We start from the raw sequence: 20,062 nt of genomic DNA, 5'->3' as shown, positions 1-20,062 counted from the left end.
TATAGTGTGTACTCACTTAAATTTAAACGTTGGCGCTTTGTTTTGTTCAGTTTTCAAAGAGCAATGCTTGTCGTTTCTCTCAGAAGCAACTTTATTAATATATCACATTTCATTGTTGAGGTCAACACTTTATTTTCTTTTTGGTGAAGTCTTTTTCAAATTTACTATCACCTGTTGACGACTTTATTATTATATATGGTACCTTTTTAAATTACAAGCTTTATTTGAATTAAATATTTAAAAAGGATACCCATCTATTTATACCAAACATTTATTAGTGCTATTTACTTTTAGTGCGTGTTCAAAAGATCCAGTAAAAATAGCTGTTGAACTTCTTCGCCGCTCTGTCTCTTCGTTCCTCACGTATTACTTATATGCTCAATCGCTTCTCGAACTTCTTGGCTCATTTTATCCTCTTTTTTGAACACACATTTTAAATATTTCTAACAAATCTTCTGTTAGAATCGTTTTTTTATTCAGTATTGGATGACTTGTAAATCCGTTAATACCTTTACTAAGAATACATCTTTCTACTAAGTTTTTTTGTTTTAACTAGCAAAGTCCTCACCTCTTAATCTGCATCCATTTGTTGCGCTACCATAATATGAAGAAAAACCATGTAGTATTTAATACAAGTGTTGTATCGGCATAAAGTGAAATTGGCCTCATTCAGGCATGGATGTCCATAAAATGAAACTTCCTTCAGTGGTTTTCTTCATCCCCCACCTACTTTTTCTTGATTCTCTCACAAAAAAGGAGGTGGGAGTATTACAGCCTGTTAAACCGGGATAAAACTTATTTAAAGCATGTACTCTTCAAAAAAAGGACACGAGTCAATTGACTCGTGTCCCGTTTATTTATCATTCTTCCGTGTCATTTACTTCAGTTATTTCATCAATAGCTTCTGACTGTCCTTCATCAGGATTGTCTTCATTCTCTTTTTCTTCTTCACGTTCAGCCATTGCAACTGTAGCTACGAATTCATTTTCCGTATTTTCAAGACGGATAAGTTTAACACCCTGAGTATTTCGACCAGTCGTTGAGATATCTCCAACTGCCATACGGATCAATACTCCCTCTGCAGTGATAATCATGATATCTTCTTCCCCAGTTACTGTTTTTACAGCAACTAGCTCACCATTTTTATCAGTTACATTGCAGGTTTTAATTCCGACCCCACCACGACTTTGAATTCTGTACTCTTCAGCAGGTGTCCTCTTCCCATAACCAAATTTGGTGACAATGAGAACCTCTTCACTCTCTTCCAGAATCTCCATGCCAATAACTTCATCGTCTTTCCTTAAGGAAATTCCCTTAACCCCAGCTGCAGTCCGCCCCATAGAACGAACATCCGTTTCAGGGAATCTAATCAGCATACCGTCTTTGGTGCCTATGACGATTTGTTTCTCACCATCTGTAAGACGGACAGAAATCAATTCATCACCTTCGTTTAACCCTACGGCAATTAAACCGTTATTACGAATGTTAGCAAAAGAAGATAATGGCGACCGTTTAGAAATACCAAACTTCGTCGTAAAGAATAGGTAATCGCCGTCAGTAAATTCTTTAACTGGAATAATGGCATTTACCCATTCCCCTTTTTCAACCTCTAATAAATTGATTAAAGGTAAACCTTTTGCAGTTCGACCGTATTCAGGAATTTCATACCCCTTTGCACGGTATACTTTTCCTTTATTCGTGAAGAATAACAGCGTATCATGTGTAGACGTAGTTAAAAGATGGTTTACGAAATCATCTTCATTCGTTCCCATTCCTTGTATCCCACGTCCACCCCGTTTTTGACTACGGTAAGTGGATACAGGTAATCGTTTAATATACCCTTTATGCGTCAAAGTTACGATCGTTGTTTCTACTGGTATTAAATCTTCATCTTCAATACTTTCAAATCCACTCATCAAAATTTCAGTACGACGTACATCATTGAAGCGTTCTTTAATTTCAAGCAACTCTTCACGTATAATGTGCAATACCTTTTCCTCATCAGCGAGTACAGCCTTTAATTCAGCTATAAGTGCAACTAAGGCTTGATATTCTTCTTCAATCTTTTCACGCTCTAGTCCAGTCAAACGTTGTAATCGCATATCCAAGATTGCTTGAGCTTGTTTTTCGGAAAGCGAGAATTGCGTCATTAATCCATCGCGAGCAATATCCGTCGTTTGTGATCCACGGATTAATTTAATAATGGCATCCAGATTATCAAGGGCAATTCGTAAGCCTTCAAGAATATGAGCACGAGCTTCCGCTTTTCGTAATTCAAATTCAGTTCTTCGACGAATGACTACCTTTTGATGCTCTAAGTAGTAATACAAACATTGTTTTAAATTCAATACTTTTGGTTGTCCATCCACAAGGGCAAGCAAGTTAACCCCAAATGTCGTCTGCATAGAAGTGTGTTTATATAAGTTATTCAATAACACATTGGCATTAGCATCTTTCCGAACTTCCATGACAATTCGCATGCCGTTTCGGTCTGATTCATCTCGTAAGTCTGTAATACCTTCAATCTTTTTATCACGAGCAAGTTCAGCAATTTTTTCAATGAGTCTTGCCTTATTTACTTGATAAGGAATTTCAGTAACCAGAATTACTTGTTTGCCATTTGATTTTGTTTCTATTTCCACTTTTGCTCGTTGAATAATGGAACCTCTTCCAGTTTCATAGGCCTTTCGTATACCACTGCGACCCAAAATATAACCCGCTGTTGGGAAATCTGGACCTGGAATGTAGTCCATTAATTCTGCAATAGTAATATCAGGGTTTTTACTCAAAGCCAAGACGCCATCAATCACTTCTCCTAATTGATGCGGAGGAATATTCGTTGCCATCCCAACTGCAATACCAGATGATCCATTTACTAGTAAGTTCGGGAACCGAGCTGGCATAACAATGGGTTCCTTTTCAGAACCATCATAGTTATCCTGGTAATCAATTGTATCTTTATTCAAATCACGGAGTAGTTCCATTGAAATTTTCGATAATCTCGCTTCTGTATAACGCATGGCTGCAGCCTGATCACCATCAACGGAACCAAAGTTCCCATGGCCATCTATAAGCATATGACGATAGTTGAATGGCTGAGCCATTCGAACCATCGTTTCATACACCGCGGCGTCACCGTGCGGATGGTACTTACCGATAACTTCTCCAACAATACGTGCTGATTTCTTAAATGGTTTATCAGATGTCATGCCGAGATCATTCATTGCATAAAGAATTCTTCGATGCACTGGCTTTAGGCCGTCCCTGACATCAGGTAAAGCCCTTGAAACAATAACACTCATTGCATAATCTAAAAATGAAGTTCTCATTTCGGTACTAATATTAATTTCTTGAACATTTTCTCTTTGGTTTTCTGACATGGAGCAGACCTCCTTATTTAAAGCTATGACCTAAGTTTGTTTAACTAGTAGGGCGATATGTATAGAGAATATCCCAATAGGAGCCTCCCCCCACACGCAGTTATAGCGCTCATACACTAATTTATAAATGTATATAGTTAATTGTGGGGGTTTGATTCCTTAGTTTGGGACAGCCTCTAATGATTAAATATCCAGGTTTTTAACGTAAATGGCATTTTCCTCAATAAAGTTACGGCGAGGTTCTACTTTGTCGCCCATCAACATTTCGAAAGTTTCATCCGCTTCGATTGCATCACTTAAACTAACCTGTAATAGCGTTCTTGTATCAGGATTCATTGTCGTTTCCCACAGTTGCTCTGGATTCATCTCACCAAGCCCTTTGTAACGCTGTAGACTAGGTTTAGGTGAACTTGGTAAACTCGCCATAATTTCAGTAAGCTGACGATCATTATAAGCATATTCCACTCTCTTACCTTGTTGAATCTTGAAAAGAGGCGGCTGAGCAATATAGATATATCCATGCTCAAGGATTTTTCTCATATAGCGATAGAAAAATGTCAACATTAATGTACGGATATGGGCTCCATCTACATCTGCATCTGTCATAATGACAATTTTGTGATATCGCGCTTTTGCAATGTCAAATTCCTCGCCAATTCCTGTACCAAGCGCTGTAATAATCGTACCAATTTCGATATTATTTAGAATTCGATCTAAGCGTGCTTTCTCAACATTTAAGATTTTACCTCTTAAAGGCAGAATAGCTTGGAAATGCCGGTCACGGCCTTGCTTCGCTGAACCGCCCGCTGAGTTACCCTCAACGATATATAATTCACTAATAGCAGGATCCTTTGATGAACAATCTGCTAACTTACCTGGCAGACTCGAAACCTCTAGAGCGCTTTTTCTTCTTGTCAATTCACGTGCCTTTTTGGCTGCCATTCGTGCCCTGGCTGCCATTAGCCCTTTATCAACGATTTTTCTAGCTATAGAAGGGTTCTCGTATAGAAATGAATCAAGCCTTTCTGATAAAATTGAATCAGTCACAGCTCTCACTTCTGAGTTTCCGAGCTTTGTTTTCGTTTGTCCTTCAAATTGGGGGTCTGGATGCTTAATAGAGACAATTGCAGTTAAGCCTTCACGGACATCGTCTCCTGACAAGTTTGCATCAGCCTCTTTAATTAACCCATTTTTGCGAGCATAATCATTAATGACACGCGTCAAGCCCGTTTTAAAACCAGACTCATGTGTTCCACCCTCATATGTGTGAATATTATTTGCAAATGTAAATAAATTGCTAATATAGCTTTCGTTGTATTGCATCGCTATTTCTACAGAAATGCCGTCCCTTTCGCCTTCCATGAATATCGGCTCTTCATGAATTACTTCTTTAGAACGGTTCAAGTGTTCAACATACGACTTGATTCCGCCTTCGTAATGATATTCATTCTTCTTGCCTTCACCACGTTTATCTTCAATGCTAATTAAAATTCCTTTATTTAAGAAAGCAAGCTCTCGGATACGTGTTGCCAATGTATCAAAATCATATTCAAGCGTTTCTGTGAAAATTTCGCTATCTGGTTTAAAACGAATTGTTGTTCCTGTATGGTCAGTTTCATCAATTACTGCTAAGTCGCCTTGTGAGACACCACGCATGAATTTTTGATAGTGAATGCTGCCTTCACGATGTACATATACTTCCAAAACTGACGAAAGAGCATTTACAACCGATGCACCTACACCATGCAAACCACCAGATACCTTATAACCACCGCCGCCAAACTTTCCTCCGGCGTGCAATACTGTCAAAATAACTTCAACCGCCGGGCGACCCATTTTCTCTTGAATTCCGACCGGGATCCCCCGTCCATTATCAATGACCGTTATACTGTTATCTTCTTCAATAATTACTTGAATGTGGTCACAAAACCCTGCAAGTGCTTCGTCAATACTATTATCAACAATTTCCCAAACGAGATGATGGAGTCCTTTTCCTGATGTAGAACCAATATACATACCCGGCCGCTTACGTACAGCTTCAAGTCCTTCTAAAACTTGTATCTGATTTTCATCATATGCCTGACCTTGTACTTCTTTTTGATCCATTGTCATACGATTTCACCTACACTTTTCTTTTTACATTCATTTGTTTGTTTGTTCAAAAATAAAATCATATATTTTAAAAAAGTAGTTTTAGTGTCCAGCGCCTAACTACTTGAGTTCAAATAACATCTACCTGTTGGATCTTCGCAGGATGTGGAAATGCTGAAGTTCCTCTTCGGCACATCTACCCGCTTTTCTTGTCTATTCATTAATTAATATCGTTCGTTGTAATGACCGCCGTTTTAACGTTGCCGATGCAAGAGGTGAATAATAAACAATCGCATTTGTAATAATGATTGATTTGATCGAACTCTTTGCTAAGTTTTGCGTGACTTCCGCTCTTTCTTGTAAAAACTCCTCCATGATTGGAGATGAATTGAGTAAATTTTTATCCAGAATTGCAATAACCTCATCCGTCTTCACTATAATGTCCTCACCAATATGAAGATACATGCATTCACCCCATCATTTTACTTTAGTCACATTCCCCTGTTTCACATGGAAAGTAGAAGCCTCGCGCAAGGTTTGGTGATCAATTCCCTCCACAGAAGTTGTGGTAACAAAGGTTTGAACCTTCCCTTGAATGGTATTTAACAAGTGTGATTGGCGATAATCATCTAATTCAGATAATACGTCATCTAATAATAAAATGGGATATTCCCCTATTTCTGTATGAATTAATTCAATTTCAGCAAGCTTTAGAGAAAGTGCTGTTGTCCGTTGTTGACCTTGAGATCCGTATGTTTGAACATCTCGTCCATTCACAAAAAAAACTAGGTCATCACGATGTGGACCTATAAGCGTAATTCCCCGTTCAATTTCTCTCCCTTGAATTTTAACAAACTTTTCCTGGAATACTTCTATCATTTTCGACAAATTACTACTTTCTGATACATCCAAGGATGGTTTATATTCAATTTTCAGCACTTCTAAGCCGCGAGAGATTCCAGCATGTATCGGTTCAGCCCATTTTTGAAGCAAAGCAAGAAATTGAAATCTTCTTTGTAATATTTTTACTGCATATTGTATAAATTGTTCTGTCAATACATCGAGCATTGTCTTATCGACTTGTTTACGAGTCTGGAGCAATTTCAAATAATGGTTTCTTTGTTGTAGAATTTTTTGATATTGACTCATATCATGAAGGTAAACTGGAGATACTTGGCCAATTTCCATATCAATGAAACGGCGCCTGCCTTGCGGATTCCCTTTAACTAGGTGAAGGTCTTCTGGTGCAAACATAACCACATTCATATTACCAACATATTGGCTTAATTTTTGTTGTTCAATATGATTGCTTTTTGCCTTTTTACCTTTTTTTGATATAACCAGTTCAAGTGGAATCGAGGTATTTCTCTTTTTCACCCTACCCTCTATTTTAGCATATTCTTCATCCCAACGAATAAGTTCTTTATCATTTGATGTCCTATGAGACTTTGCCATCGCTAAAACGAAAATCGATTCCATCACATTCGTTTTCCCTTGGGCATTTTCTCCCAAAATGACATTTACCTTATTTTCGAAGTGAAGTTCCATATCCTGATAGCTCCGATAGTTTCTCAGTTTTAGTTGTTCAATATACATAAGCGCTTCTTCCCTTTACTTTAACGCGTAATAGTAAAACTACCGAATGAAGGAATATCAATCTTGTCGCCATCTCTAAGTTTCTTTCCCCGTCTATTATCTAATTCACCGTTGATAAAAATTTCGTATTCACTTAAAAACCATTTAGCCATTCCGCCGCTTTGAATAATGTCAGCTAATTTTAAAAATTGACCTAGCGTAATATATTCTGTGCCAATCTGAACTTTAGTCATCCGTTCATCACTTCTTTCAAAGTAGTCTCTAATATTTTATTGTACTAAATAAATTGAATAAAGACAAAGTTAACATTAGCAAAGCATAAACGCTGTGAAAAAGAAAAAACGATTACGGGTATCGTGTTCTGTTAAATAAAGGATCAATTATTAAATAAGGTGTCTTCCGAAGCCCAACTCTGCTTAGATATTAAAACATACTAAAAAAGGCCTGTTTAAAGGCCTTTTTTCTTGCAGTAGGAAACCATATAGAATTTTTGATGTGAATAACTTCGTGTGTCTGTCCGCATCCAGCTAGCTCTAGCCTGCAAGCTTTATTGTCTCATTCATCAATACGTCCTTACAGGTAAGATCAACTGTAGCATTGTGTCGTCGTGAAGTGAACGAATAATAAATGGACGCATTGCCCCAGTAAAATTAATTGTAATATCCGTTCCTTCTAAAGCTTTCAGGGCGTCCATTACAAACTTCGCGCTAAAGGAAATCTTTAATTCTTCTCCCTCAATGGATTCCGCTTGCAGCTCTTCACTTACTTTTCCAATTTCAGGCGTATTCGAAGATACTTCAATGACCCCACCTACTAAAGTGGTCAGCTTAACAACATTATTTTTCCCCTCTTTAGCTAATAAAGAGGCGCGATCTATTGCTTGAAGAAAATCTTTCGAATGAACAGTAATTGAAGTTTTGCTTTCATTTGGAATTAAACGAGATGTATCAGGATAATTTCCTTCAAGTAAACGTGAGAAGAACAATAAGTTCTTTGCCTTAAATAATACTTGGTTTTCCGTAATGACCATTTCAATCAATTCATTCGTATCATCAAGAAGTTTGCTTAATTCATTTAGACTTTTCCCAGGAATTACAACACTATATGAACCGACTACCTTATTATCAATTTTTGCCTTTCTCATGGCCAATCTGTGACTATCTGTTGCAATACAGATTAATTCATCATCTTCTACCTTTAAGTTTACACCTGTCAAGATAGGTCGTGTTTCTGAGGTGGACACCGCAAATACTGTTTGACGTATTAATGTCTTTAATAGATCTGCAGGTAATTTAAATGTTTGATCTTCTTCTATGATTGGCAGATGAGGATATTCTTCAGCATCAAGTCCATTTAAATTAAACTCAGCTTTACCTGAACGAATTATGGTCTGAAAGCCATTTAACACCTCAATATCAACTGTATCCATTGGAAGTTTCCTTACAATATCTCCGAAAAACCTAGCATTTAAGACAATGCTGCCACTCTGCTTAATCTCTACAATTTCATTTTCTTCTTCCTCAATAGGGATAAACGATTGAATAGATATATCAGAGTCACTTCCTGTTAAGGTTACCCCGTCTTCTACTGCTGTTATTTTTATTCCCGTTAAAATTGGAATTGTTGTTCTTGATGTGACAGCTTTCATTACTTCTTGAACACTATGCACTAAACGATCTCTTTGAATAATAAATCTCATTTTTCATCCTCCAATATAGTTCTAATGAATAGCCTAATGGCATATGTTATTTATATATTTTTTATTTAAAAGATAGTAGTAATAGTAGTAGGGCCTGTTAGTATGTGGATAACCTAGAGAAACATAAGGAAACACAGTCTATCCACATGTGGATAGACTGTGTGTAAGTGGTAGTGTGTTATGCACACAATCCAGAATAACTTATACTTTTAGCTGTTCTTGTATTTCTTTTACCTGTCTTTGAAGCAATGGGTCAGTTTGAAGAAGTTTTGAAATTTTTTCATGAGCATGGATAACTGTCGTGTGATCACGACCTCCAAATTCATCGCCTATTTTAGGCAGGGAAAAGTCTGTTAGTTCCCTTGATAAATACATGGCGATTTGTCGTGGGAAAGCTAAAGTCTTTGTCCGCTTTTTTGCTTTGAAATCTTCTAATCTTATGTTGTAATGCTCGCCAACTGTCTTTTGGATTTCAAGAATTGTAATGATTTTAGGCTTTGAGCTTGGAATAATATCTTTTAGTGCTTCTGCGGCTAAATCAGCATTGATGTCTTTGTTAATCAATGATGAATATGCAACTACTCGGATCAATGCTCCTTCAAGCTCACGAATATTGGAGTCAATTTGATTGGCAATGTAAAGCATAACCTCATTTGGAATATCCAATCCGTCTGCTTTTGCCTTTTTCCTAAGAATAGCAATCCGCGTTTCTAAATCAGGCGGTGTAATATCGGTAATTAATCCCCATTCAAAGCGTGAGCGTAAGCGGTCTTCTAAAGTAGGAATTTCCTTAGGCGGACGGTCACTGGAAATAACAATTTGCTTACTTTCTTCGTGAAGGGCGTTAAATGTATGGAAAAATTCTTCTTGGGTTGATTCTTTTCCAGCTAAAAATTGAATATCATCAATGAGAAGTACGTCAACAGTACGATACTTGTCTCGGAAGTCACCAGCTTTGTTATCTCGAATGGAGTTGATAAATTCATTCATGAATTTCTCCGATGAAAGGTACACAACCTTAGCATGAGGATTATGCTCAAGAACGTATTGGCCAATCGCATGCATAAGATGTGTCTTCCCAAGTCCGACACCTCCATAGATAAAGAGAGGGTTATATGCTTTAGCTGGTGCCTCAGCAACTGCTAGTGAGGCAGCATGGGCAAAGCGGTTGCCCGACCCGATGACAAACGTATCAAATGTGTTTTTCGTATTTAACATAAACTGCGGAAAGTCAGCTGAATCGTCATCAAGCTTTTTTGGTTTTTTGGCTCGAGCCGAAACAGTCATTGAATCATCCCCTTGATTAGAGGGGATAATAAATTTAACTTCCAATCCTTCACCTGTGAGCTCAAGCAAAACTTCTGAAATAAGGTGGGAATATCGTTCTTCAAGCCAGTCACGAGCAAATTCATTTGGTGCAATGACCGTCAGTATATCTCCTTGCAGCATATGGGCTTTGGTGGATTTTAGCCATGTTTCAAAACTAGGCTTACTTATTTTATTCTGCATGCTTTTTAGTGATTGATCCCATAAACTTTCGATATTATCCAATAAAATCCCTCCTTTGCAGTTTTATATGAAATAACAATAAGTATGGCCGAATGCCATGATTTTAGCAGATAGAAAGTCAAATCTATTTCATTATTATTAAGTGAAATAACAGCCCTTATATAAGGCTTGTACAAGTTAATTTGGGTTATTTGGGGATACTGGCATAAATATTCATCAACAGGAATAAGGGATAAATATATAATGAAGAAAAATGATATTTCGACAATATCCACGGGCTGTGGACAAAAAACTACCCACAGTTTGTATAAACTATCCACATGTTATCAACAGTTTGTGGATAACACGAAAATGTTGATAAAGTTATTCAGAGTGAAAACACAAATATAATATCAGAAATTCAGCCTTGTTGCAATGGCTATTAAAACTTTATCCACAAGATTATACCATTGTGGACTATACTTTTCCACAAGCCTCTGTTATGTGCAAAAGGCGAAAAAGTGACTGTGGATAGTGAAAAAAGTGTCGAAAAGATATCCACAAAGAGAATGAGAGCCGATTAGTGAGAAAATAAAAGGCCGTTGAATATAAAAAGCAATATTGGCTGAAATAGAAAAACGGCAATTAATTTCAAGGGGGAGCGGTCCAAAATGAACTGTTCAATCTTATGAGGGAAATCTCAATTTTTTGGGTGCTAAACGAACTTTTATTTAAAAGGATGTTTGTTTATGAACCTGGATGTTAAATCTAGTAATTGACTTTTCAAAGACAAAGTAGATTGCCTAGTAGAAGTACAGATGCTTGTGGTAGGCACAAAACTTCGTTTGAATACTTATTGGTGCACGTTCAAAAGGAGGATAAAGAGCTGAGAAGTTCGAGGAGTGATCGTCTCTAGACCTACACGTATGTAGTAATTCGTGAGGACCGGTGAGACAGAGCTTTGATGCAATTTGCAAGTTTGTTTACCGGACTTTTTGAACATCCTCTATTACATACCCGCTCTAAAAGCATTCTCTTCCATGTGCCTGAATGGGCCAAACGCGAAAGTTGTTCCTAAGTAACTACCAATCATTACTCAATGTTTATAAACAAAGCTTTAATTAAATTTAAAGAAAGGTTGACATTTCCCATATTTCATCTATATAATTGTCTAGACTGTCTTAACTGTTATTCCTCAGGGAGGTGTCATATAATGAAACGCACATATCAACCAAAAAAACGTAAACACAGTAAAGTTCACGGTTTCCGTAGCCGTATGAGTTCTAAAACTGGACGTAGAGTATTAGCTGCACGTCGCCGTAAGGGCAGAAAAGTATTATCTGCATAGACCACTGATAAGTCTCAGTGGTCTTTTTTTTCCATATATGACGTATTAAGATCCCAATTCAGTTTATTGAAGGTGTAAAGAATGAAAAAAAAGCTAAGGATAAAAAAGAATGATGAATTCCAACTTGTGTTTCAAAAGGGAGAATCATTCGGAAATAGACAATTTGTTGTCTACGTCCTTGATAAGCCCAGTCAAGATTTCTTTCGAATTGGCCTTTCCGTAAGCAAAAAAATAGGGAATGCTGTCGTCCGAAATCGAATAAAGAGATGCATTCGGCAATCTTTTCTTGAATTGAAGGGTGATATCAAAGAGGGAAAGGATTATGTGATTATCGCACGTAAACCAGCGGCAACAATGGATTTATTTGAAGTGAAAAGCAGTCTAATCCATGTCTTAAAAAGAGCCAAAGCGCTTAAATTCAACAAAAGCAAAACTTCCACGTATAAACCATCACGATAAGAATTTCTCAAATTGAAATATAATACATAGAAAATATTGGTGTAATCAGGTATTTTATATGTATAGACAAATATGAGCCAGCCACAGCTGCCCTATGTTTGGAGAAAATGAAGAAGACTAACAAAGTGTTCAAGGTAAAGCTAGAATTTTTTTGCTGACAGGAGGAAAAGGCGGTTGAAGAAACAAATATTGCTTATGATTGGACTTGCCTCGTTAATGATGCTTCTAACTGGTTGTACAGAAGTAAGCCAACCAATCACGAAAGAGAGCACGGGTATTTGGAATTCATACATTGTTTATCCATTATCATGGCTTATCATTACGATATCTGAATTGCTAGGAAATAACTTTGGCTTGGGAATTATTGTAGTAACATTGCTTGTTCGCTTTGTTCTATTACCGTTGATGATTAAACAAACGAAAAATTCAAAGGCCATGCAAGCTTTACAGCCGGAAATGAAACAACTTAAGGACAAATATCCATCAAAAGATGCAGCAACTCAACAAAAATTGCAACAAGAAACAATGGCTCTTTTTACAAAATATAACGTAAACCCATTGGCTGGTTGTTTTCCGCTAATTATTCAGATGCCAATCTTAATCGGTTTTTATCATGCGATTAGTCGTACGCGAGAAATTGCGGAACACAACTTTTTATGGTTTGACTTAGGGAGCCCGGATCCCATTTATGTATTGCCAATCGTTGCTGGTATCACAACATTTATCCAACAAAAAATTACAATGGCGGGCATGAACTCGAATCCTCAGATGGCTACACAAATGACAATGATGTTATATATCATGCCGGTCATGATTATGATTTTTGCATTTAAATTCCCTGCTGCTCTTGCTCTATACTGGGTTGTCGGTAATATATTCATGATTATCCAGACTTGGATTATTAAAGGGCCGGATATGAAAAAGATAGCTGCAGAAAGTGCGGGAGGAGCCAAGAAAAAGTGAAACTAATAACTGCTACAGGACAAAATGTCGAGGAAGCAGTAGAATCAGCTTTAGCTCAGCTTAACACCACTAGAGAAAAGGTAGAGATTGATGTTGTAGATGCGGGTAAAAGAGGATTTCTTGGTCTAATTGGAAATCGGAAGGCAGTTGTCAAGGTGACAATTGTGCCAGACCCTATTGAAGAAGCGCTGATGTTTTTAAAAAGCGTGTGCAACAAAATGGGTGTGGAATCGGATATTTCAGTTAAGCGAAATGGTAAGCAGGTTTTATTTCAACTATCAGGTGACAAGATTGCACTTCTGATTGGAAAAAGAGGACAAACATTGAATTCTCTTCAATACCTAGTTCAACTTGTAGCCAATCGTTATTCGAAGCAATATTTAACGGTGTTACTTGATGCAGAGGACTATCGTATACGTAGGAATGAGACGCTGATCCAGCTAGCGGAAAGAATGGCTAGCAAAGCCATAAAAACGAGAAAAAGCATTAGCTTAGAACCTATGCCTTCATATGAACGAAAGGTGATTCATACAGCTTTAATGAATTACCCTAAAATCAAGACTACATCGAGTGGGACCGAACCGTATCGTCATTTAATTATTTCACCAGTTGAAAGAAGTTGATCTATTTAAGTAGATCTTCTTCTTTTTTTTGTCGATGTTTAATCGAGTATTTTAAGAAAGAATAAATTTGACCAATGGGAATGGTGTCTGGCGCTAACGCTTAGTGTCCTAATGTTTAAGGCATTTAAGATTTTTGATGTATTTCCTTTATTCATAAGTTATGTTAGAATAACTAGCTTTTGTAGCTAGGACCAATAATGATTTTTCCTAAAAGGTGAGTAGAAGACTTTTAATGAGTTTTGGTGTCTAGTGAATCAAGCTAACAATCTCTTAAAGGCCAGGGCCGATCCACTTGATTAGAAAAGCACTCCTATAAAACTTGCTTATTCTATGTCATGCCTGAGGTTGAACAAGGCGCTTGTACTTTTCCTATTTAACGTACTTTAGGGGTTTGAGGTAAAATACTTTACGGAATGTTCCACTTTTTTACTTGGGAATGCCTGAGTTGTTGTTATTCACATGTGGATAAGTTAAAATTATATATAGGATATTCTTTGATTGTGGATAAATCTTTATTGGAAATAGCTATCCACTTTTTTTCACATCAGGACTATGATATTGTAGTATTTTGGGTAATAGAAAGTTTTATGTAACAAGTAAAGATTTATCCGATAATGATCGATTTGATAGAAGTGCAACGATTGTACTGCAGATTTGATGGAATTTGCATGTGCTCAGGTTAATAGTTGTTTACTCTTTTCTTATAGTGCTTGTTCAAAAAGAGGGATAAAAAGAGCTGAGATGTTCGATGAGCAATAGTCTCTAACCTTTCGCGTATAGGGTAACGCTAAGCATCGGACTTGCACAGAAGGTCATTAATGAGCTTCTGTTAAAATCGCAAGCTCCTTTACCCAATTTTTTGAACAACCTCTTATATATTTATATTGAAATTTTTAAAGAAGGTGAAGAAATGGAATTCGATACAATTACAGCGATTTCGACACCTATGGGTGAAGGGGCAATTGCAATCGTCCGGTTAAGCGGTGATGAGGCGTTTGCTATTGCTGACCGAATATTTAAAGGCCCGCAAGGAAAACAATTAATAGGTGCTGCTTCCCACACCATTCATTATGGACATCTGGTTCAACCTAAAACAGGTGATACGGTGGAAGAAGTCATGATTTCCATTATGCGCGGACCAAAGACATTTACACGTGAAGATGTTGTAGAAATTAACTGCCATGGAGGCATCGTTTCAGTTAACCGAGTTCTTCAGCTTGTTCTATCGCAGGGAGCTAGACTTGCTGAGCCAGGGGAATTTACGAAACGAGCCTTTTTGAACGGAAGAATTGACCTTTCACAGGCAGAAGCTGTGATGGATTTGATTCGCGCCAAAACAGATAAGGCCATGAATATGGCGTTAGGACAAATGGAGGGAAGATTATCTCAGCTGATTCGCAAGCTTCGTCAGGAGATTTTAGAAACACTTGCACAAGTTGAAGTCAATATAGATTATCCAGAATATGACGATGTCGAGGAAATGACACATCGTATGTTTTTGGAAAAAGCAAATCTGGTTAAAATAGAATTAGAGAAATTACTGCGCACTTCACAACAAGGGAAGATTTTACGCGATGGACTATCGACAGTTATTATCGGGCGTCCAAATGTCGGTAAATCTTCATTGTTGAATAGTTTAGTTCATGAGAATAAGGCGATTGTCACAGATATTCCAGGAACAACTCGTGATGTAATAGAAGAATACGTAAATGTTCGTGGTGTTCCATTGCGTCTTCTAGATACAGCAGGGATTCGGGAGACGGAGGATATTGTTGAAAGAATCGGCGTAGAACGGTCTAGAGCTGTTTTAAAAGATGCTGATTTGATTTTACTCGTTTTAAATCATGCAGATGATTTAACGAAGGAAGATGAGAAGTTATTTGAAGCGGTTGATGGTATGGATGTTATCGTAATCGTCAATAAAACCGATTTACCTAAAAAAATAAACCTGAATCGTGTAAAAGAACTGACAGGCGAGCATCGACTTGTTACCACCTCATTATTGGAAGATCAAGGTGTGGACGAACTAGAAGAAGCGATTGCCTCCTTATTCTTTGCAGGAACCTTAGAGACAGGCGATTTAACATATGTATCTAACTCACGACATATCGCACTTCTAGGACAAGCATTAAAATCTGTAGAGGATGCAATTGAGGCGATAGAATCAGGCACGCCAGTTGATTTAGTACAAATTGATTTCACGAAGGCATGGGAATTACTTGGGGAAATCATAGGAGATAGTGTGCATGAAGGGTTAATTAATCAATTATTTTCTCAATTTTGTTTAGGGAAATAATGAAGTAAGGAGTGAAACTGGATGCAATATGAAGCAGGAAGCTATGATGTGATTGTCATTGGCGCAGGACATGCAGGAAGTGAGGCTGGTCTTGCAGCGGCTCGCGTTGGAGCAAGAACGCTAATGATTACGATAAATTTGGATATGATTGCTTTTATGCCATGTAATCCTTCTGTTGGGGGCCCGGCAAAAGGAATCGTTGTCAGGGAAATTGATGCCTTAGGCGGAGAAATGGGAAAAAATATTGATAAAACGCATATCCAGATGAGAATGCTGAATACTGGAAAAGGGCCAGCAGTACGTGCTTTGCGTGCACAGGCAGATAAGACCTTATATCAACAGGAAATGAAGAATACGATTGAAAATGAACCCAATCTAACGTTAGTTCAAGGTATGGTTGAACGCCTTATCGTTGAAGATCATGTCTGTAAAGGGGTTATTACGCAAACTGGCGCTGTTTATCATGCAAAAACAGTTGTCATTACAACAGGAACTTTCCTCCGTGGAGAAATTATTCTTGGTGAATTGAAATATTCAAGTGGCCCGAATAATCAACAACCGTCTATTCGACTATCCGAGCATTTAGAGGAAATTGGATTCGACTTAGTTCGATTTAAAACAGGCACGCCGCCGCGGATTAACAGTCATTCCATTGATTATAGTAAAACAGAAATTCAGCCTGGTGATGATGCTCCGCGTGCATTTTCTTATGAAACAACGAAATTCATTACAGATCAATTGCCATGTTGGCTCACATACACGAATGAAGAAACCCATCAGATTATTGATGAAAATTTACACCGTTCACCTATGTACTCAGGGATGATTAAAGGTACAGGTCCGCGTTATTGTCCTTCTATTGAAGATAAAGTGGTTCGTTTCAATGATAAACCACGTCACCAAATTTTCCTAGAACCGGAAGGAAGAAATACACAAGAAGTCTATGTACAAGGATTATCGACAAGTCTGCCAGAAGACGTACAACGAAGACTTCTCGCAAGTATTCCTGGATTAGAAAAAGCGGAATTGATGCGTGCAGGGTATGCAATCGAATACGATGCAATCGTTCCGACACAGCTATGGCCTACGTTAGAAACAAAAAAAGTGAAAAAACTGTATACTGCAGGGCAAATTAACGGAACATCCGGCTATGAAGAAGCTGCTGGACAAGGATTAATGGCAGGAATCAATGCCGGCTTAAATGCACTCGGAAAAGAAGAGCTAATCTTAAGCCGTTCAGATGCTTATATCGGGGTATTGATAGATGACCTTGTGACAAAAGGAACGAGCGAGCCGTATCGTCTGCTTACGTCGCGTGCTGAATACCGCCTCCTTTTACGCCATGATAATGCTGATTTACGTTTAACTGAAATTGGACATGAAATCGGAATGATTAAAGAAGAGCGCTATCAACGTTTCTTATTGAAAAAGGCAGCAGTTGAAGCAGAAAAGGAACGTCTGCAAACCTTATTTATCAAACCTACTCAACAAGTACAGCAAGTAATTGTTGAACATGGTGGAAGTGAATTAAAGGATGGAATTCGAGCTGCTGATTTATTGAAACGACCGGAAATGAACTACGAACAAATTCAACTACTCGCTCCAAGTGAGGTACCTTTGGACAATGAAGTGACAGAACAGGTAGAAATCCAAATTAAATATGAAGGATATATTGAAAAGTCACTTCAGCAAGTAGACCGTTTGAAAAAAATGGAGAATAAAAAAATCCCGGAAAATATTGATTATGATGCTATCAGCGGCTTGGCTACTGAAGCACGTCAAAAATTAAAACAAGTCCATCCGCTATCAGTGGCACAAGCTTCGAGAATTGCAGGAGTTAACCCTGCTGATGTATCGATTTTACTTGTTTATTTAGAACAAGGAAAGATTGCTCGTATTCCTCAAAACTAGATGGATTGAAAAGGATTGAAGCTTATGAATATCGAACAATTTCAAGCTAAGCTGAAAGAGAAAGGCATTGCGCTTTCTCCTTTGCAGCTTCAGCAATTCGAAACGTACTACGAACTATTAGTTGAGTGGAACGAAAAAATGAATTTAACGGCCATTACAAATAAAGAAGAAGTCTATCTAAAGCATTTTTATGATTCTATTAGTGCTTCATTTTACTTTGACTTTACTAAGTCATATAAAATCTGTGATGTAGGAGCAGGTGCAGGTTTTCCCAGTATCCCGTTAAAAATTTGTTTTCCAGAGTTACATATTTCCATTGTAGATTCTCTTAATAAACGAATTTCTTTTCTTGAGCACTTGGCTAAAACCTTGAATCTTTCACATACTCATTTTTATCACGACCGTGCTGAAACGTTCGCACAGAAACAAGAACATCGTGAAGCTTACGATATTGTTATGGCAAGAGCCGTTGCACGGATGTCAGTTTTAAGTGAGCTTTGCTTACCGCTCGTTAAACAGAATGGTACATTTATTGCTATGAAGGCTGCCAGTACAAATGATGAGTTGGACACAGGGAAGAAAGCAATTTTTACATTAGGCGGCAAAGTAGAAGATATTCATCATTTTTTGCTACCAGAAGAACATAGTGAGAGAACAATTATCACCATTAGTAAGGTGAAAACAACGCCTAAGAAGTACCCGCGTAAGCCAGGTACACCGAATAAAATGCCGATTGAATAAAGAGTGATCTGCGTCAGTTTTGTAGAATTGTTTAAGAACAGCACGTGATTAGGATACCGAGTTTTTTTAGCTGTGAGGCCAAACGATGTGCATGGCATTTTTACAAGATAATAAATTTCACACATTTTCACGAAACTTGACGATGTCTCAGGAAGGGTCAGACCTTTCTCTATATACAGTTTATAGTGTTATATACACATTATTTGAACAATTTATTGTAGTTTTTGGGTCTCTGATCCTTTCGTTAAGGGACATTCACTTGTAAATTTCGAGTAAATATGTATGAATATTTAGAAGGACTTGTCATTTTAATAGAGAATATGATAAATGGGAGCTTTTTAAAGGTGGTGTAGGGAAATGAAGCATCCTTTTTCGCGGTTCTTTGGGTTAGGCGAAAAAGAAGAAGAGCAAGTAGATATGGAGACACCTAGCAGGAATGAAGAAATAAAAAAAATTGCCATTTCTGATATAGTACCAAACCGCTATCAACCAAGAACAGTTTTTAATGAAAATAAGATTGCTGAATTGGCTCAAACTATTCATACACATGGTATCATTCAACCGATTGTTGTCAGGGAATACGACCATGGCAAGTTTGAAATCATTGCAGGTGAACGTAGATTCCGGGCTATGCAGAAACTTGGTTGGGAAACGGCACCAGCAATTGTTAAGGATTTCAATGACACAGAGACGGCATCAGTCGCACTAATAGAGAATTTACAAAGGGAAGGGCTTACGCCAATTGAAGAGGCCCTCGCTTATGGCAAGTTATTGGAACTCCATCAGCTTACACAGGAAGCACTTGCGCAAAGGCTGGGGATTGGTCAATCTACAGTGGCCAATAAGCTGAGGTTATTGAAACTGCCTCAAGAAGTGCAAGAGGCTATTTTGCAAAAGCAGATTACCGAGCGCCATGCTCGCTCATTAATTCCTTTGAAAGATTCAGAGAAACAAGTTAAACTCCTTGCAGAAATTATTGAGAAGAATTGGAATGTGAAGCAAACAGAAGAGCGGGTTGTAAAATTGCTCAGCAGCTTAGATAAAAAACCGAAACCGAAGAGAAAGGCTTTCAGTAAAGATATGCGCATTGCTCTCAACACAATTAGACAATCTCTTACAATGGTATCCGATAATGGAATAAATCTTGATTCAGAGGAAGAGGAATTTGAGGAATATTATCAATTTACGATAAAAATTCCAAAGAAGAAATCATAATCTTATAAAAGTATTAAGGTTGTCTCAGGAAGGGTCAGACCTCACACTCTATACACCGTTTAATGTGTCATGTACACGTCATATAAACGATATATAGTAGATGGGGTATATGACCCTTTCATTATGCGGGACAGCCCCCTTTTTGCTATAGCTGAACATTCAACTCATATATTCATCAACGCTACTTAAAATATTCTTATTTTCTTCCATTTCGAGAAAAAAATTAAAAGTTTCTTTTTTCATGATAAAATA

15 protein-coding genes are annotated in these 20,062 nt (G+C 37.6%); 8 read left to right on the top strand and 7 right to left on the bottom strand.

All coding sequences use genetic code 11. From position 1 onward, the window contains the following. Positions 1-860 precede the first annotated feature (860 nt). The 7 genes from gyrA to dnaA form a co-directional block, all read right to left on the bottom strand. Complete coding sequence (gyrA, locus tag AC625_RS23715) at positions 861-3,380, bottom strand: DNA gyrase subunit A (RefSeq protein WP_049683508.1); 2,520 nt, start codon at positions 3,378-3,380, stop codon at positions 861-863. 183 nt (positions 3,381-3,563) lie between these two features. Continuing rightward, positions 3,564-5,486 carry a DNA topoisomerase (ATP-hydrolyzing) subunit B gene (gene gyrB / locus AC625_RS23710; protein WP_049683895.1) on the bottom strand — a complete coding sequence of 641 codons (1,923 nt, stop codon included), beginning with the start codon at positions 5,484-5,486 and terminating at the stop codon, positions 3,564-3,566. Positions 5,487-5,684: 198 nt separating this feature from the next. Next, entirely contained in the window at positions 5,685-5,936 is a 252-nt protein-coding gene (gene remB / locus AC625_RS23705; RefSeq protein ID WP_049683507.1) for an extracellular matrix regulator RemB, read from the bottom strand. Positions 5,937-5,948: 12 nt separating this feature from the next. Continuing rightward, on the bottom strand, positions 5,949-7,067 hold the full coding sequence (gene recF / locus AC625_RS23700) for a DNA replication/repair protein RecF (protein WP_049683506.1): 1,119 nt from the start codon (positions 7,065-7,067) through the stop codon (positions 5,949-5,951). 20 nt (positions 7,068-7,087) lie between these two features. Further along, complete coding sequence (yaaA, locus tag AC625_RS23695) at positions 7,088-7,300, bottom strand: S4 domain-containing protein YaaA (RefSeq protein WP_049683505.1); 213 nt, start codon at positions 7,298-7,300, stop codon at positions 7,088-7,090. A gap of 329 nt (positions 7,301-7,629) precedes the next feature. Continuing rightward, a complete protein-coding gene (dnaN, locus tag AC625_RS23690) occupies positions 7,630-8,766 on the bottom strand; it encodes a DNA polymerase III subunit beta (protein ID WP_049683504.1) in 1,137 nt (378 codons plus the stop codon). Between the two features lie 201 nt (positions 8,767-8,967). After that, on the bottom strand, positions 8,968-10,317 hold the full coding sequence (gene dnaA, locus AC625_RS23685) for a chromosomal replication initiator protein DnaA (RefSeq protein WP_049683503.1): 1,350 nt from the start codon (positions 10,315-10,317) through the stop codon (positions 8,968-8,970). A 1,150-nt stretch (positions 10,318-11,467) separates the two neighbouring features. On the opposite strand from dnaA, the gene rpmH reads away from it, so the two are divergent. The 8 genes from rpmH (at position 11,468) to noc (ending at position 19,810) form a co-directional block, all read left to right on the top strand. Continuing rightward, a complete protein-coding gene (gene rpmH / locus AC625_RS23680; protein ID WP_034302547.1) occupies positions 11,468-11,602 on the top strand; it encodes a 50S ribosomal protein L34 in 135 nt (44 codons plus the stop codon). A gap of 81 nt (positions 11,603-11,683) precedes the next feature. After that, positions 11,684-12,061: a ribonuclease P protein component gene (rnpA, locus tag AC625_RS23675; protein WP_049683502.1), complete on the top strand. Its 378-nt coding sequence runs from the start codon at positions 11,684-11,686 to the stop codon at positions 12,059-12,061. A 174-nt stretch (positions 12,062-12,235) separates the two neighbouring features. Continuing rightward, entirely contained in the window at positions 12,236-13,024 is a 789-nt protein-coding gene (gene spoIIIJ, locus AC625_RS23670) for a YidC family membrane integrase SpoIIIJ (RefSeq protein WP_049683501.1), read from the top strand. After that, positions 13,021-13,647, top strand: a complete 627-nt coding sequence (jag, locus tag AC625_RS23665; protein ID WP_049683500.1) for an RNA-binding cell elongation regulator Jag/EloR — start codon at positions 13,021-13,023, stop codon at positions 13,645-13,647. Before spoIIIJ ends, jag begins: the two co-directional genes overlap by 4 nt. A gap of 910 nt (positions 13,648-14,557) precedes the next feature. Beyond that, entirely contained in the window at positions 14,558-15,943 is a 1,386-nt protein-coding gene (gene mnmE / locus AC625_RS23660; protein WP_049683499.1) for a tRNA uridine-5-carboxymethylaminomethyl(34) synthesis GTPase MnmE, read from the top strand. A gap of 21 nt (positions 15,944-15,964) precedes the next feature. Then, positions 15,965-17,854 (top strand): tRNA uridine-5-carboxymethylaminomethyl(34) synthesis enzyme MnmG, encoded by a 1,890-nt coding sequence (gene mnmG / locus AC625_RS23655; RefSeq protein ID WP_049683498.1) that lies wholly within the window; start codon positions 15,965-15,967, stop codon positions 17,852-17,854. Positions 17,855-17,878: 24 nt separating this feature from the next. Then, positions 17,879-18,595 carry a 16S rRNA (guanine(527)-N(7))-methyltransferase RsmG gene (gene rsmG / locus AC625_RS23650; protein WP_049683497.1) on the top strand — a complete coding sequence of 239 codons (717 nt, stop codon included), beginning with the start codon at positions 17,879-17,881 and terminating at the stop codon, positions 18,593-18,595. A 357-nt stretch (positions 18,596-18,952) separates the two neighbouring features. Continuing rightward, on the top strand, positions 18,953-19,810 hold the full coding sequence (gene noc, locus AC625_RS23645; RefSeq protein ID WP_049683496.1) for a nucleoid occlusion protein: 858 nt from the start codon (positions 18,953-18,955) through the stop codon (positions 19,808-19,810). The last annotated feature ends 252 nt before the right edge of the window (positions 19,811-20,062 follow it).

The sequence above is a fragment of the Peribacillus loiseleuriae genome, from assembly GCF_001183985.1.
Classification (GTDB): Bacteria; Bacillota; Bacilli; order Bacillales; family DSM-1321; genus Peribacillus; species Peribacillus loiseleuriae.
This window is presented reverse-complemented; position numbering and strand designations above follow the sequence as displayed.

What these genes read in the sequence shown, in the direction of transcription:
- gyrA (WP_049683508.1), bottom strand. Translation starts at nt 3,380, where the DNA reads ATGTCAGAAAACCAAAGAGAAAATGTTCAAGAAATTAATATTAGTACC.
- gyrB (WP_049683895.1), bottom strand. Translation starts at nt 5,486, where the DNA reads ATGGATCAAAAAGAAGTACAAGGTCAGGCATATGATGAAAATCAGATA.
- noc (WP_049683496.1), top strand. Translation starts at nt 18,953, where the DNA reads ATGAAGCATCCTTTTTCGCGGTTCTTTGGGTTAGGCGAAAAAGAAGAA.
- rpmH (WP_034302547.1), top strand. Translation starts at nt 11,468, where the DNA reads ATGAAACGCACATATCAACCAAAAAAACGTAAACACAGTAAAGTTCAC.
- dnaN (WP_049683504.1), bottom strand. Translation starts at nt 8,766, where the DNA reads ATGAGATTTATTATTCAAAGAGATCGTTTAGTGCATAGTGTTCAAGAA.
- remB (WP_049683507.1), bottom strand. Translation starts at nt 5,936, where the DNA reads ATGTATCTTCATATTGGTGAGGACATTATAGTGAAGACGGATGAGGTT.
- rsmG (WP_049683497.1), top strand. Translation starts at nt 17,879, where the DNA reads ATGAATATCGAACAATTTCAAGCTAAGCTGAAAGAGAAAGGCATTGCG.
- recF (WP_049683506.1), bottom strand. Translation starts at nt 7,067, where the DNA reads ATGTATATTGAACAACTAAAACTGAGAAACTATCGGAGCTATCAGGAT.
- yaaA (WP_049683505.1), bottom strand. Translation starts at nt 7,300, where the DNA reads ATGACTAAAGTTCAGATTGGCACAGAATATATTACGCTAGGTCAATTT.
- mnmE (WP_049683499.1), top strand. Translation starts at nt 14,558, where the DNA reads ATGGAATTCGATACAATTACAGCGATTTCGACACCTATGGGTGAAGGG.
- mnmG (WP_049683498.1), top strand. Translation starts at nt 15,965, where the DNA reads ATGCAATATGAAGCAGGAAGCTATGATGTGATTGTCATTGGCGCAGGA.
- rnpA (WP_049683502.1), top strand. Translation starts at nt 11,684, where the DNA reads ATGAAAAAAAAGCTAAGGATAAAAAAGAATGATGAATTCCAACTTGTG.